Annotated in this window: 16 protein-coding genes, 1 tRNA gene and 1 other RNA gene; 14 read left to right on the top strand and 4 right to left on the bottom strand. The window is 38.2% G+C overall.

Translation table 11 applies throughout. The annotated features are described in order from the left end of the window. Positions 1–24: 24 nt before the first annotated feature. Positions 25–1,953 (bottom strand): DNA primase, encoded by a 1,929-nt coding sequence (locus FTU65_RS09940; protein WP_180065831.1) that lies wholly within the window; start codon positions 1,951–1,953, stop codon positions 25–27. A 221-nt stretch (positions 1,954–2,174) separates the two neighbouring features. Further along, complete coding sequence (locus FTU65_RS09935) at positions 2,175–3,158, bottom strand: outer membrane protein assembly factor BamD (protein ID WP_180065829.1); 984 nt, start codon at positions 3,156–3,158, stop codon at positions 2,175–2,177. 71 nt (positions 3,159–3,229) lie between these two features. On the opposite strand from FTU65_RS09935, the gene rluD reads away from it, so the two are divergent. The 9 genes from rluD (at position 3,230) to FTU65_RS09890 (ending at position 11,229) form a co-directional block, all read left to right on the top strand. Then, entirely contained in the window at positions 3,230–4,282 is a 1,053-nt protein-coding gene (gene rluD, locus FTU65_RS09930) for a 23S rRNA pseudouridine(1911/1915/1917) synthase RluD (protein ID WP_078191355.1), read from the top strand. A 45-nt stretch (positions 4,283–4,327) separates the two neighbouring features. Next, entirely contained in the window at positions 4,328–5,068 is a 741-nt protein-coding gene (gene pgeF / locus FTU65_RS09925) for a peptidoglycan editing factor PgeF (RefSeq protein ID WP_180065827.1), read from the top strand. Positions 5,069–5,108: 40 nt separating this feature from the next. Next, on the top strand, positions 5,109–5,660 hold the full coding sequence (locus FTU65_RS09920; protein WP_180059759.1) for a flavodoxin family protein: 552 nt from the start codon (positions 5,109–5,111) through the stop codon (positions 5,658–5,660). 233 nt (positions 5,661–5,893) lie between these two features. Continuing rightward, the gene (locus FTU65_RS09915) at positions 5,894–7,222 is read left to right on the top strand and encodes a hypothetical protein (RefSeq protein ID WP_180065826.1); all 1,329 of its coding nucleotides are present in this window, start codon (positions 5,894–5,896) and stop codon (positions 7,220–7,222) included. Between the two features lie 76 nt (positions 7,223–7,298). Then, positions 7,299–8,375, top strand: coding sequence for a YafY family protein (locus FTU65_RS09910; RefSeq protein ID WP_180065824.1), 1,077 nt, complete (start codon positions 7,299–7,301; stop codon positions 8,373–8,375). After that, positions 8,375–9,097 (top strand): hypothetical protein, encoded by a 723-nt coding sequence (locus FTU65_RS09905; protein WP_180007597.1) that lies wholly within the window; start codon positions 8,375–8,377, stop codon positions 9,095–9,097. Before FTU65_RS09910 ends, FTU65_RS09905 begins: the two co-directional genes overlap by 1 nt. 27 nt (positions 9,098–9,124) lie before the next feature. Beyond that, a complete protein-coding gene (locus FTU65_RS09900) occupies positions 9,125–9,919 on the top strand; it encodes a PD-(D/E)XK nuclease family protein (protein ID WP_180011563.1) in 795 nt (264 codons plus the stop codon). Positions 9,920–9,942: 23 nt separating this feature from the next. Beyond that, positions 9,943–10,617 (top strand): hypothetical protein, encoded by a 675-nt coding sequence (locus tag FTU65_RS09895; RefSeq protein WP_180011564.1) that lies wholly within the window; start codon positions 9,943–9,945, stop codon positions 10,615–10,617. Between the two features lie 3 nt (positions 10,618–10,620). Next, on the top strand, positions 10,621–11,229 hold the full coding sequence (locus tag FTU65_RS09890) for a hypothetical protein (RefSeq protein ID WP_180011566.1): 609 nt from the start codon (positions 10,621–10,623) through the stop codon (positions 11,227–11,229). Between the two features lie 40 nt (positions 11,230–11,269). Here the strand turns inward: FTU65_RS09890 and smpB are convergent, their stop codons facing one another. Next, entirely contained in the window at positions 11,270–11,743 is a 474-nt protein-coding gene (gene smpB / locus FTU65_RS09885; protein WP_078191351.1) for an SsrA-binding protein SmpB, read from the bottom strand. Between the two features lie 137 nt (positions 11,744–11,880). Here smpB and coaD point away from each other — a divergent pair, with 137 nt between their 5' ends. From coaD to FTU65_RS09865, 4 genes are all read left to right on the top strand, one after another. Further along, the gene (coaD, locus tag FTU65_RS09880; protein ID WP_078191350.1) at positions 11,881–12,372 is read left to right on the top strand and encodes a pantetheine-phosphate adenylyltransferase; all 492 of its coding nucleotides are present in this window, start codon (positions 11,881–11,883) and stop codon (positions 12,370–12,372) included. A gap of 1 nt (position 12,373) precedes the next feature. After that, on the top strand, positions 12,374–12,637 hold the full coding sequence (locus tag FTU65_RS09875) for a YfhL family 4Fe-4S dicluster ferredoxin (protein ID WP_078191349.1): 264 nt from the start codon (positions 12,374–12,376) through the stop codon (positions 12,635–12,637). Between the two features lie 26 nt (positions 12,638–12,663). After that, an RNA gene (gene rnpB, locus FTU65_RS09870) (RNase P RNA component class A) lies at positions 12,664–13,043 on the top strand. 73 nt (positions 13,044–13,116) lie between these two features. Then, a tRNA-Met gene (locus FTU65_RS09865) sits at positions 13,117–13,193 on the top strand. A gap of 445 nt (positions 13,194–13,638) precedes the next feature. On the opposite strand, the gene FTU65_RS09860 is transcribed toward FTU65_RS09865, so the two are convergent. Beyond that, positions 13,639–14,217, bottom strand: coding sequence for a hypothetical protein (locus FTU65_RS09860; RefSeq protein ID WP_180011572.1), 579 nt, complete (start codon positions 14,215–14,217; stop codon positions 13,639–13,641). A gap of 176 nt (positions 14,218–14,393) precedes the next feature. Between FTU65_RS09860 and FTU65_RS09855 the strand changes: the two genes are divergently transcribed. Next, positions 14,394–15,371 (top strand): P-loop NTPase fold protein, encoded by a 978-nt coding sequence (locus FTU65_RS09855; RefSeq protein WP_306670473.1) that lies wholly within the window; start codon positions 14,394–14,396, stop codon positions 15,369–15,371. Positions 15,372–15,453: the final 82 nt, after the last annotated feature.

Raw genomic sequence — 15,453 nt, 5'->3', positions numbered from 1 at the left:
ACAGCTTGAACTTGAAGTTAAAACTTAATCTTCAAGGAGTGTGAGCGATCTTTTTTTATCAATATCATAAATACGTTGTTTTAAATTACGCATTTCTGCAAGGCTAGAAAACTTATTCGACTTGATCTTGAGTTGTAAGAATTGATATTGCAATTTTGTCGATAAATCTGCTGCGAGTTTATCTGCTTGTTCAGGTGATGATGTATAGTCACTGATATTGGCATGCTCTAAAATATGTTGTAATTCATGATGATGTGCTGCGCAAGCACCGAGTACATAATAGGTCGATAACTCTGGGTCATCAGGCAATTCATCAAAAATCACATTGAAAATATTTAAAACGTGATAAAGCAAGAGATCTTGTGAAACTAAGGCGCGTAAAGGCTCAAAATGAATGTAGAGATAAGGATGATTGATTAAAATCGCAATCACATATTCTTCAGCATCAATTTTTGTACTAAAGCTCAGAGACGCATCATTATTGACTTGAGGCTGCCACTTTCGGCTAAACCCTAATTTTTCACGGAAATATTGTTGTAGCAAATAACGATATGAACCACCTTTCGGTAACAGTTCAGTCAGTTGTCTCAGTTCACCCATCACCTGACTTTTACCTTCAGGCGAAGCAACATTATGATTTTGCGTTAAATGTGCAAAAACAAATTCAGAAAGTAGCGGTGAGGTGTCCAATAAACGTCGAAAATTTTCGATACCTTCACGACGGATCAATGAATCTGGGTCATGGTCATTCGGCAAAACAAAGAATTTAAGTTCTCGTCCATCATTCAGTAATGGCAGGGCAATTTCAAGCGTACGACGAGCTGCTTTTTGACCCGCGGCATCACCATCAAATGCAATGGTAATACGGCTATTTTGCTTAAATAAAATGTTTAAATGTTCTGTATTACTGGCTGTCCCAAGAGTTGCTACAGCGCCATGAATGCCATATTGCTGAAGGGCAATGACATCCATATAACCTTCGACCATTAACCAGTCTTGGGCTTTTTGTTTACGGCCTTCATATAAACCATAAAGTAACTGGTTTTTATGGAAAACTTCAGAGTCTGGAGAGTTGATATACTTCGGTTTGATTTCATCATTTAGGGCACGACCACCAAAACCGACCACACGACCTTTCGCATCTCGAATCGGGAAAATCACCCGCTCGCGCAGTAGGTCAAAGTCACGACCACTGTCACTGGTTCGAATCAAACCGAGAAGTTTGAGTCCTTCGATATCTTGTGGAAAGGCTTTTTCTAAATGTTGCCAATCTTCAGGGGCATAGCCTAAACGCCAATAGGCAATGGTGTCTGCACTGAGACCCCGTTGTTTAAAATAAGCTTGCCCGATTGGACTGAGCGGAAGTTGTTGCTCATAAAACTGTGCGACATTTTCCAGCAAGTCATATAAGTTTCCGTCTTGCGGCACATCTTCAAAACCATTGGTAACTTGGTCAAAGTGAGCAAAGGGATCGTTCCCATAAAACGCATCTTCGTTATTTTGAAACTCAGCAAATGGGTCGTGTTCGAAATTTACTGCAGCAGGATTTGTATCGGTTTCGCCTGTTTTGTGCGGCAGAGCTTTTGCTTCGATTGCAGGTTTTTGTACAGGTTTTGGTTTAGATTCGCGTTTATATTTGAGTTTATTGGAATCGTTATTGTCTTTCGGTAGTTCAATACCCGTTTGGCTAGATAAATCCTTCATTACTTCGATGAAGTTACGGCTACCAATATCCATTAAAAAACGGATGGCATTACCATTGGCCTGACAACCAAAGCAGTGAAAATATTGTTTATCACGATAGACATGGAAAGATGGCGATTTTTCCTGATGGAATGGGCAGCATCCTGAGTAGGTGCGTCCAGTCTTTTTCAATTTCACAAATTGACCAATCACATCGACAATATCGGTGCGATCTAAAATTTGATCAATTGTATGTTGAGGAATGGCCATGCTGTTTTATCTGTCTATCTATTGAATTTGGGCAGTTCGTGAAATATGTTGAAATCAGCAATGCTGTAAGTTCAGGTGGAGATGCAGTACAGCATCGTCCATCGAACTATTGTATACCTTTTAATCTAACCGAATCTGTAGATCCTGAAAAGATAAAAGGGCAAGTATTCTAACTTGCCCTTTGTGAAAAATCGACCTTCGTTGCGACTATATTATTCAGCTTATTCTGACGACTCAGTTTTTTCGCTATGAGGACGATCCAATAAGCCAAAGCTTAAACGATTGGTTAAACTGCGTTTTTCTTCATCGGTTTCAACTACGTCTGTAGAGGTTTGCTCAGACATCGTCTGTGCTTCTTTACCGAAAATACCCAAAGTTGCACGGTTAAGGAAGCTGCCTTCACTACGTGCAGCACGCATATTGACCGTACCGTCTGACTTCACAAGTTTTGGATAGTTCAGTTTAAGTACTTCAATGTATTGCTGAGACGTGGTTTTATCACCAAGTTTGTCGTAACCATAGGCTACAGTCGCTAGAGCTTCTGGAACTTGCGGTGCTTGCGGATAATGTTCGATCACCCAAAGTGAACGTTCAACAGCAGCTAACCATGCTTTACGCTTCACATTAAAACGTGCCGCATTCATTTCGCTTTCAGCCAATTCTTGACTGATGAACTTCATACGTTGTGCGGCATCGACTGCATATTCGCTCGATGGGTAGCGACGGATAAAGTCGACAAAGTTTTGATAAGCCACTTTGAGATAGCTCACATCACGATGCGATTGCTTTAAAGAAGTATAGCGAAGTAAACCGTTGTAGTTTTGCTCCATGTTTGAAACACCACGCACGTAGTACGCATAATCAACTTGCGGATGTTGTGGGTTCATACGAATAAAACGGTCTGCAAGTGCAATCGCACCTTCATAGTCTTTTTGCTGAAACTTTACATACAATAGTTCAAGTTGTGCTTGCTGCGCATAGTTACCTGTAGGGTAGTAGGTCTCTAGAGCTTCAAGGTGTTTTGCTGCATCTGTATATTGGTTACGTTCAAGCGCTTTTTGTGCTTTTTCGATATAAATCTGTTCGCTTGATTGTGGACCTGTGTCGACCACTTCTTTCTTTGGATTACTGCTACAGCCTACCATTGCCGATGCAATGCCTATTGTTAGAGCAAGCATTGTCATTTTATATTTTGGTAGCGACATAAAAATTCCTCTGTTAATACGGGCAATGAGCTACAATTGAACTATTAAACCACTTTTGTCTGAATGAGCAAATGAGTCAAGCACAATCTTCCAATTCTAATTTCCCTGAAACTGATTTCAATTTACTTGAAGATTCTGAGGATGCAGATAACCATACTTCAGACTCAACTGCAACACGTTTATCGTTGCAATTTCAATTGGATGAAAGCTATTTAGGACAACGTATTGATCAGGTTTCAGCACTGGTTTGGACTGATTTTTCTCGTGAAAAGCTAAAACAGTGGCTCAAAGAGGGCCATTTGTTGGTCAATGGTAACACTGTGAAACCAAAGTACAAATGCGAAGGAACAGAGTTACTGACTTTAGACGTCGAGTTAGAAGCACAAACCCGTAGCTTACCTGAAGATATTCCACTTAATATTGTCTATGAAGATGACGATATTATGGTGATTAATAAACCTGTCGGTATGGTTGTTCATCCAGGCGCTGGAAACAGTACAGGCACATTGGTGAATGCAATTTTGCACCACTACCCAAAATCTTCAGAGTTGACCCGTGCAGGTTTGGTGCATCGTATTGATAAAGACACCTCAGGTCTGTTGGTGGTTGCGAAAAACCTCGAATCCCAATTTTCTTTAAGTAAGCAATTGGCGAAGAAATCGGTTTACCGTATTTACGATTTGATCGTATATGGCAACATTATTGCTGGCGGTACAGTGGATGAGCCGATTAAACGTCATCCTGTTGATCGCATCAAAATGGCAGTCTTGCCGGGCGGTAAAGATGCGGTGACTCACTACAATGTGAAAGAACGTTTCCAAAACTTTACCCGCGTTCAAGCACGTCTAGAAACGGGTCGTACTCATCAAATTCGTGTGCATTTCACTTATATCGGTCATGGTCTCGTTGGCGATCAAGTGTATGTACCACGTGTACGTATGCCTGCAGGCGCGTCGATGTTATTAGATGACACTTTACGTGGCTTTAAACGTCAAGCCTTACATGCGGTTAAATTGGGTCTCGTTCATCCACGTACAGGAGAAGACATGATGTTTGAAGCACCATGGCCTGAAGACTTTAATCAATTGGTTGAAGTTTTACGTAGCGAAAACAAAGCGTATTAAGTTTTAAAACTGATTTACACGCCATAGATAGAAAAGGACGGCAACATGCAATTTGTTCAGGGACTTCCACAGGGTGTTTTTGTGGGACAAACTCGAGTTCATCATGATCAGACGCAACCCGCTGAACAGCCTGAGCTGGCAGGATTTAATCTGGCATTGCATGTAGGTGATGATGCAGCGCGTGTGCAAAAGCACCGGATGCAATTGCTCAAAGACTTTGCTGAATATGGCGTGAATAAAATCAGTTGGATGAACCAAACACACAGTACGCTTTGCCATCGCATTGATGAACAGATCAACTTTGTTGCACCTGAAGGCGATGGTATGGTCACGCAGTCTAAACACCATGCCCTGATGATGATGACTGCAGACTGCTTACCCGTGGTTTTGGGTAATGCTGACGGGACTGAAGTTGCCAATCTGCATGCAGGTTGGAAGGGTCTGGCTAATGGTATTGTGGAAAACACCATTGCAGCCATGCACACTCAGCCAACATGGGCTTGGTTGGGGGCAGCCATTTGCCAAGAGAGTTTTGAAATTGGCACAGAAGTCAAAGCTGCCTTTTGTTCCAAATACCCAGAACTTGAAAGTGCATTTAAAGCTGGTGTAAAGGAAGGCAAATATTATGCTGATCTTTATGCGATAGCGCGTTATATTCTTGCATTACATGGGGTTAAAGCTGTAACCGGTGGCGACCAATGTACCTTTTTGCAAGCTGAAGAATATTTTTCTTATCGCCGAGAAGCGAAAACAGGACGTATGGCAACATTCGTCTTTATGCTTTGAAAATGCTAAACTTGACTGAATCTATCGACTTTTAAATGTTATGTCTTTGACTGCTAAATCTCTTGCTGTTGTTTACCACAGTCCCTATGGGCACACTGCCAAAGTGGCGAATTTCATTGTACAAGGTGCAGAAAAAGCCGGTGTAAAAGTCCATCTCATGAATGTAGAGCATGTGGATTGGGACGAATTGGACAGTGCAGATGCCATCGTTTTTGGATGCCCAACCTATATGGGCAGTATGAGTGCGGCAATGAAATTATTCATGGAGCAATCATCTAAACGCTGGTTAGCACGGACATGGCAAGGCAAGTTGGCTGCTGGTTTTACCAATGGTGGCGGCTTAAGTGGTGATAAATTGGCAGTATTGCAGCAAATTAATTTATTTGCCATGCAGCACGGCATGTTGTGGAGTGGTCTTCCATTGATGCCAACTGGACGGAGCACAACAGATTTAAATCGGATGTCGAGCTTTTTAGGTTTGATGACACAATCTGATAATGCGCCTGTTGAAGTCACTCCACCTACGGGCGATTTAGAAACCGCCATTTGGTTTGGTGAATATCTGGGGTTGTTGTTAAATAAAGTTAATTAATTTGTAAATAAATTATTTGAACTATCATTTATAAATCTTTGAAAACCCTAGTGATGGAAATATTACTGGGGTTTTTTATTGGCCTAAAATCTGTGAAAATTGGCATTTCGTATAACTAATATGTGATGTGAGTCACATATTACCATTCATTTGCGCCAAAGCTATTGATTTAATCTTCTCATAAATTTCACTCTGGATGAGTGGTAAATATTAAAAAGGATTAAACAATAGTAATGGCATTGACCTTATGTGTTTCTGACGTTGTTTTTGCAGCAGAAGGCTTGGTGGGATTAGCCGATGAAGAATTGTCTGCCATCAATGGTGCGGCATTGATGAATATGTCCTATACCGATCCTATTTTGGTCAACCAACAAATGGTCGATGAAAATATTGGTTTCTACAAACTCAGTTTAGATGCCGTCATGGATTTGAACGTCAATGTCAAAAGTTTGCAACTCGGCTGTGGTGGGGTAAATGGGTCAAATGGCTGTGATATTGATATTCGTCATCTAGCGCTGAGTGGTAATGTAACGTTGACCGATGCCAATGGTAATCCCGTCTTTAATGGTGATCGAGCGTCAACAAGTGCCAAACTAAAAAATCCATTTATTGAATTTGCAATTAAAAACCCTAAACAAGCCGCTTTACGCGAAGTTAAAGGCTTTCGTGTCAGTGCTGAATCAATTACAGGTTTACTGACCACTGGTATTCAAAACACGGGTGTGCCGACAGACGGGATTAAGTCACTGAGCGGTTATATGAAAATTGCACCGACTACAGGGACAGCAAAGACCCAAGCCGCGATCTTTGGGGATAGCAGTGGCGAGACTTTATCCGGTAACTTGGTGATTAATACGATTTGGAACAATGATCGTAGCTTTGTCAGCCAACCTGAAAATAGTCAAGGATTAAAAATTCCTTCAATGAATGTGCCGTTTACCGTCCCTGAAATTACCATCAACGGAAAACGACAAACTCAAGCCGTTGCCAAAAATATCAGTGCGACTGTACCGTCGATTCAACTCAACCGTGATAGTGGTAGTTTGCAGGTCAAACTTGACCGTAATTTGTTATGGGTAGAAGGGGCGCAGTTCTTTATGGATTCGGGTTCATCAATTGATGGTTTGAAAATGAACATTACCTTTGAGCAAGCCTTAAATATGATTCATAACATTCCATTAAATGGCACAGCAGGTTATTTATCGCTTCAATCTCAAGATATCAGTTGGCCAGATGCCAATGCAGATGATATTGCACGTACAGGTTGGTGGATGTCATTTAAAGACCCGATTAATATTGGCAAATTAAATCCAACATCTGAAGTAGATATTTCAGGCGTCTTGCCACAAGTTGCACAAAAAGTATCGCAAATTTTAACCAATGAACCGATTTATATTCCCTTAGGTTCTGCTGTTGGTGCAGCATTTGGTCTACCGATTTATAAAAATGTCGGTTCAATTAGCCTCAGCAATGCCGGTGCGGCCAATTTAACTTTAAAAAATCAGGTCTTGGGGAATCAGGAAGTTCGAACAAACTGTTTTGGTGGGTTGAAATTCTGCTAAAAATTATTTGTGAGACATCATTTGTCTCACAAAGTTGATATGCTCATTTTTAACTTGATGAGCATATCTGAGTACAATGAAAAAAATACAATCTAAATTGATAAATAGAATATTAGCTTTATATAAGATAATTCCGAGATTTCCTCAAGAACAGGTTTCTATATCTACATTAAAGAAAAAAGTCAGTAGTAACTATTCAGAATGTATTGATGAACTTTCATTAATAAAAGCTATACGGAGAGATCTTGATTTATTACCAGAACTTTTAATTTCTGGAGAACTTATTTTAAAAGCGGGCAAAGGAAATCAACCTGCAACTTATCAGCTCAGCCAAGATGCGTGTATAGAGCCAATGTCTAAAGAGCTAGCACTTATTTTGGTTATGGCAAATGAATATTTACATCATAGTCTGCCTGATGAAATTTATACAAAAGTTGAGGGTTTTTTTCAGTCTGCTGAATTGCAACTTCAGCAAAATACAAAATTGAATGGCTGGAATAAGCGTGTGCGATTTATTCCTGATGGATATGGGGAGATAGAGAAAGCGCAACATCATATCGAAATTCAACAGTTAGTTTATAAAGCATTATTACAAGGTGATGTTTGGCTTAAAGCAAAATATCGAAAAGAAGGTACGCAGCAAATAGGAAACTATACGTTAAAGCCACAAGGAATTGTCCAATTTGGGCAAAAACCATATTTGATGGCAAGTAAAATAGATTCTAAAAAAAGTGTATTAAGAACATTTAATATTTTAAATTTTGAATTTTTAGAAATAGTTCCTGAGAAAATAGCAATTGATATAGATGCATATGATTTAGATGATTTAATTGAAAAACGCGAGTTTGAAGATGCCTATTTTAACCGTGAAGAAATTGACATTTTTTTTGTGTTTCAAGAAATATTATTGGATGAGCTGACGCGTAATCCTTTGGGTGATTGTCAATCTATAGTAAAAATAGATGAAGGTTATTATGAATTAAATACAAGTTGTATTTTTACAATGAGCCGTATGGATTGGTTAATTCAAAATGCTGAGTATATACAAATTATAGGACCCGATGAATTAAAGGAGGAAGTTGCGGATCGGATAATGAGAGCAGCTGAAAAGCATGAAGTTTTTAACCAATTAAATTTTGGAGATTATGAGTAATGTCTTCAAAAATATCTATGATTAACCAACTTCTTCATTTATCTGAATTAGTAAACTCATGTTATTTGATAGAAGAAGTGCTTAGTGAAAATTTATATTTAGCAATAGAACAGTTGATCCGTAATGATCAAAATAAACGATACCCTGATGTGCGCTGGCATACGGTTAGATGGGATGTCTGCGCAAACTTTGAGTATAAAGAAATTTGGTTTTCTCCGATTTTGGGGAGTAATATTCAAACAAATCACCAACATTTAAATATAGATGAGTGCTATGCATTTTTTAAGTTAACGATTCAGAATCATGATAAAAAAGAAGTTTATTTGGATGATTATTTTGCAAATAACGGAAATCGTTTACCAACGGTAAATTTTTTTAATCATACAAATGGTTTTGTTTGTATTCAATTTCATTTAAATAAAAACATGATATACAAGAATGATCAACAAACATGCATTTCAAAAGCAAGGAGTTGGAAAAAAAAGAGGAATGAACTTATTCAGCAATACGGTGAGCTCACAACATTTGGTTTTAAATTAAATGAAAGTGAAGGTTATTGGTATTTAATTATTGAAACTCTTGATCCAGTTCAAGTCGCTACGGATTTTGAGAATAAAGAATTTATAGGTTCACTGGATCCTGTTAAAGATGCCTTTAAAAAAATATATCAGGCTTTAGATATATTTGATTTAATTGAAAAGAAGGCAAAATTATTAATTTAAAAACGATTTAGAATGTTGGGGGTATAATTGGAATTTCAGGATATAGCGAAAAATTCCTCTGAGAATTTTTTAACACATAGTGTATGTTTAATGGAAACTGAAATAGTTTCTGCTAAAGAACAGAATTGTTCGAAACAGTTAGAAGCTTTTTTTAAAGCTTGGCAAAAGATAAGTCTTGATATACCAACACCTGAAAAAGTCATCAGTGTTGATCATTTGAATTTAAGCAGGTTTTTTGATGCCTATAAGAAAGCCTTATTTCCTGTTCTAGAAGCTAGAGAAGCAGGCTTATTACTAAATGTCTGGAAAAATTCAGGTTTAGGCAGTGATGAAGTTCGTAATTCAAAGGTTTTGAAATGGTTTCTAGATTGTAGTGGTGATCATGGTCAAGGTAATAAGATACTATTACAATTTTTGAAACTGTTAGAAGCTCCTTTTTGTGATTTTCAATCAGAATTTTATTCTACTATCGAAGAATGTTGTCCGTTAGGTAATTTAGAAAGTAGAGTGGATATAGAAATTGATGCTCTAGAGTTTCTATTATTTATTGAAATAAAAATTCATGCAAATGAGAGTTTTCAGCAATTAGAGCGTTATAGAGGAATTGCAAAGAAAAAAGCTGCAGGAAGACCTTGGTTAATCGTTTATTTAACAAAAGATGGAAAGCTACCAACAGATTATTTAGATAATGCTGAGGGGTTACGTGGGCTTTCATGGGGAAGAATGGCTAAAGCATTTAAAAAATATGCCAATAGTCAGAACTTAAATAATCGAAGCCTATGGCTATTAAGCCAGTTTGCTGATCATACAAAAATGTTTTAAAAAATTGAAATTAGGAGAATCAAATGAACAATATGCAAGCAGTGGAACTTATCATCAAGAATATTGAATATTTGGAGGATGCAAAAAAACTATTAGAAGGTGAAATTTCTGAAAAAATATGTGCAGCTTTAGACAGTAAAATACATAATTTTATCGACGATTTTGAAGATAAATGGGAGGGAGTATTTAATTTTTATGATAACTGTTATAGCCAATTTGCACCTGAAAAATGGCGAGTAACAAATGGTGATACCTTTAAACACCAGCAGTTTTATGCGAGATACTTTTTAGGCTATGAAAGTGATGAAACTGGTGGAGATTCGACGGAATGGTTTTTAACGGCTTTACTAAAAAATGATAAAGAGAAGTTGGTTTTCAATTTTTATCCTTGGAGAGAAAATTTTATAAAATGTACGGTAAAAGATTGGAAGGATTTTGCGAGTGAAAGTAATCAAATGTATCAGCAAATTGAAGAATTTGGCTTTAAATATAATGCAAAGCAAGGAAGTTGGTACTTAATTATTGATGGAATTGATCCAGAAAAACTAATTGAAAATTATAAAAATGAAACAATTGAAGATGCTTTAGAACCTTTTGAAATCGCATTAAAAAAATTACAGCAAGCACATCCGTATTTCGACGCAATTGTAACATCTGCGAAAAATAAATTTAACAATGAAGCAATTGGTGTTGTGTAGATTATGAATGAAATTTTTTGGGAAAATTATCCATCTAGTTCAGTAAAATTAACAAGTAAAGATGACAGAATATTTTTATTATTTGAAGGTAAATCGACTGAATATGGGCGTTACTTTTCAGGAAAAATTGAGTTGCACCTTTCATTAGAGGAACAGGTCGCTTCGGGTTTAATTCAATATCGTTATCAGGATGGTTTAGAGGAAGAGTTTGCTTATAAATTGACAGGTGCATTTGAAGATGACTCTTGGGAATACTTTACGGGTAACTGGGAAGAAAATGGTGAACTTGAAACTTTCGAAGCCTTATTAGAAATTGGTGAGCAAGAGGTATTGAATGCTGTTGATGTAGAAGTTGATAAAGAGGCAGTTGTCTTTGATCACCTTACAGCAGAAATAAATATTGCTAAGAAAAAAACCATTGACCGTCATGGTGCTATGCGACAACGAGCAGCAAGAAGTGACGCAAGAGTAAGAAAAATTCAAAGAAGTATTGAACTTTATTATGGTTTACCTCAAGGCTCGGTACGGCTTGTAAATCCTGATAAAAGCATAATCCACCCTTCCGCAAAAATAGGTACCCTTCGTGGAAGATGGATAAGTGAGGACGCTTAACCATAAAAAAACCTCCATTTTGGAGGTTTTTTTATTGAACTTATTTATGAAAAATACGGGCTTTATCGCGCTGCCAATCACGGTCTTTTTCCGTCGCACGCTTGTCGTGAAGCTGCTTACCTTTTACTAGGGCGATTTCAAGTTTGGCATGAGGACCTTTCCAGTAACATGCCAAAGGCACACATGAATAACCTTTTTGGTTAATCGCACCTTGTAGTTTTTCAATTTCACGGCGGTTCAGCAATAATTTACGTGTACGTGTTGCTTCAGGCACCACATGTGTCGAAGCACTCAGTAAAGGTTGCACTTGAGCGCCGAATAAAAATGCTTCACCATTTTTAAACGTAATATAGCTCTCTACGATAGTCATACGACCCGCACGCATTGATTTGACTTCCCAGCCTTGTAATGAAAGACCCGCTTCAAATTTTTCTTCAATGAAATAATCGTGACGCGCACGCTTATTTAGGGCAATCGTACTGCTACTATTTTTTTTAACTACTGCTTTCGTCATAATCAAAAACTTCCAAACTTAGCACTATTGTACCCGAACTTTGAATAAGATGAAGTTTTTAAATTTACAAGCTGACTTCACCTATAAATCAAGATTTTGTTAAAATACCCGTCTACAAAATAACAGAGTACAACTGGATGTCTAAAACTCGTGTAATTTATCCGGGCACATTCGATCCAATTACTAATGGTCATATCGACTTAGTGACACGTGCATCACGCATGTTTGACGAAGTTGTCGTGGCAATTGCAATTGGACATCACAAAAACCCTGTGTTTAGTCTGGAAGAACGTGTTGCACTAGCGCAAGAGTCTTTAAGTCATTTGTCAAATGTTGAGTTTGTAGGTTTTGATGGGCTGTTGGTCAACTTCTTTAACGAGCAAAAAGCAACAGCCGTATTACGTGGTTTACGTGCAGTTTCAGATTTTGAATATGAATTTCAATTGGCAAATATGAATCGCCGTTTGGATAGTAAATTTGAAGCGGTGTTCTTAACCCCATCAGAGCAATATTCGTTTATTTCATCTACGCTCGTGCGTGAAATTGCACGTTTAAATGGTGATGTCACTCAGTTTGTACCACAAGCTGTTGTGGAAGCCTTTAAGCGTAAACAACAGCAAGGTTGGTAGAGTGTCTTTATATATCACTGATGAATGCATCAACTGCGATGTCTGTGAACCTGTATGCCCCAATGAGGCGATTTTCATGGGGGAGCTCATTTATGAGATTAACCCTGATTTGTGTACGGAATGCGTTGGGCATCACGATAAACCGCAGTGTCAGTTGTTCTGTCCAGTGGATTGTATTCCATTGGATCCGGCACATCCTGAAACTCAGGAACAGCTTCAACAAAAGTACGAAAAACTAACTGCTCAAAAAACATCAAGCAATTAGTTGTCAGATTTGTTAGAATGCGCCCCGAAGTGAACCAGACGATCGCTGCTGTGTATAGGTCTCCGTGACTAAAGCAGGGGAGGAAAGTCCGGGCTTCATAGGGCAAGGTGCCAGGTAACGCCTGGGCGGTGTGAGCCGACGGAAAGTGCAGCAGAGAGTAGACCGCCTTCATTATGGTTTCGAGTAATCGAAATCGGAGGTAAGGGTGAAAGGGTGCGGTAAGAGCGCACCGCGTGTCTGGTAACAGTTCACGGCATGGTAAACCCCACCGGAAGCAAGACCAAATAGGGATCCTTTAGGCATGGCCCATGCTGGATCCGGGTAGGTCGCTTGAGCGTATGAGTGATTGTACGCCTAGAGGAATGATCGTCCTCGACAGAACCCGGCTTATCGGTTCACTTCAACAAATTTTGATCAAATACGCGCATTATGGGCTTGACGATATTTAAATATCCCTCCATAATGCGCGCACAGTTTAAGGCTATGTAGCTCAGTTGGTTAGAGCACCGCACTCATAATGCGGGGGTCACAAGTTCAAGTCTCGTCATAGCCACCATATTCAAAAAAAGACCACTCCGATTGAGTGGTCTTTTTTTGTTTCGACGTTTTAAAATCGAAAGTTTTATCATCATAACTGATGTTAAGCAGTAATATCAGAAGCGCTATTTGATTCAAATAAAAGAACGATACGCGGTAAGGTCATCCGCAAGTGTTTGAGACAAGACTATATCTATTCAAAAATATTTTTTGCGATACTTTGAATAATTTGACGCTAGTGAACGAGTTTTGTCGGTGAGGTGCATTGCACCGCAATATGGTTTCCTTGCGAAGCACGCTTCTCATTTTGCCGAATGAGAAACAACGTTTCGTAAGAGTACCTCCAGCTGAAGGCTAATCCCTTTATTTAAACCCTAGATGTAAGACTCCGTCGAATAGGCTTAAAAATCATTTTTTAAAAAAATACGTCATTATTTTAAAGGCGTAACATCAGATCTTAAATATCATCGATAGACAAAACGACGCATACCTGCACGTAAGGCAAATGCGCCATGCATATATACGCCACCGAGCCAATACGGCACATTGTAAATATCTTCATGGCGATATTTAACTAAAGTAAACTCAGCCAATAGTCCTTCAAAGAACATGCCACCAATGGCAAGCATGATGGCCAATATCAGTAGCCATGTACGCTCATAGCTAAATAGCCAGCGAATAAAAAAGCTCAGGTAAAAAATCCAACAAAGTGCTTCGGGATGAAAATTACCAAATCCGCTGAGTATGTAGACGATGGCAAATAGTATTAGGCTCTCGACGAGGGGCGCAGTGCCGTCATGATGACAACTGAGCTGAGTCATCACATAGTGTTTAAGTAGTTGTGTAAGTTGAATATAGCTAAATGCCATGAAAGCAAAGGCAATAAAAAAGCCGGGGAATACCCACCAAGCCTGATGGAAAAATAATGGGTTGGGATAACTAAGTGTTTTTGTATAGACATGAATCGCATCGCAAAAAGTTGCGACGACTGCTGCCAGCAGGGCAAGTATAAATATGCCTGAGAATTGAGTGGTTCTCGTCATCATTCATCCTGAAAAGTGGGTCTTTTTATTTTATGAGTTCTTTATAGTCTGAATTTGAGGAAAAGGCTATGACAAGTTACGAGATGCTCATGGGTTAAATGTTAATTTATAGCGCTACTGCTATACTCAATACATAGTTAACTTGATGAATATAAATAGAAATGATAGATAACCAATTGAACTGGGCTAAAGATAATTTTGAGAATATTGAAACTGCATGGGAAGGCGATCTTTGGGATCGCCGTCGCTTAGGAGAGCAACTTACAAATTACGTCGATCGCTTAAATTGCGGAGCTGTTCTTGCTTTGGATGCACGATGGGGTGAGGGAAAAACGTGGTTTGTTCGTCACTGGGCGAAACATTTAGATGATACTCAGCATAACGTGATCTATTTGGATGCATTTGCTAATGATTATTTGGAAGATCCTTTTTTAACGATTGCCGCTGAAATAAGTCAAACTTTTAAAGAATCAAAAGAAATTGATGATAATGAAATTAAAGATTTTAATGCTAAGACTGCTTCAGTTTTAATATCGTTGGCTGCTGTTATACCAATGATTGCAGCTAAAGCTGGGATGCATTGGATTGGCTTGGGTGGAGCTGGAGAAGCATTTAAAGAGATATATGAAGAAGGAAAAGAGTTGTATGACACAGCAAGTAAGGAAATAGCTGCAAAAGTTAAGGAGAAAATCGAAAAGAAAATAGAGAATCATCAAGTTGAGAAACAAACAATTCATGACTTTAAGAGAGAACTTGCTGAATTAGCTGGAAAATTAGATAAACCTTTAGTTTTTATTATTGATGGGTTAGATCGTTGTCGGCCTGATTTTGCGATACGATTAATTGAAAGGATTAAACATTTCTTTGATATTCCTAAAATTGTTTTTATATTGGTCATGGATAAAACTCAATTTTCGAAAGTGATATGCCATAACTATGGTTATGATGAAAGTCTTGGTGAAGAATATTTAACAAAGTTTATTGATTTTACGATCGAATTAAAACATGCAAAAGATACTGAAAACTTTGAGCTTATTATAAAAGAACAGCTATTTAAAATTGGAGAACTTAAGTTAGTAGATGAGCTAACAGAACTTTATTATTGTTTATTAGATCTCTTTCATAAATCAAAAAACGATCTTCTTTTTGGTTAATATTTGCACTCCGGATTTCTTAGCATTCGTGCATAATCTGCGGATGAAATACATCGATTCAAACAAGCTTTCTGATCCTCAG

Source organism: Acinetobacter sp. YH12129, from assembly GCF_013418685.1.
Taxonomy (GTDB): domain Bacteria; phylum Pseudomonadota; class Gammaproteobacteria; order Pseudomonadales; family Moraxellaceae; genus Acinetobacter; species Acinetobacter amyesii.
This window is presented reverse-complemented; position numbering and strand designations above follow the sequence as displayed.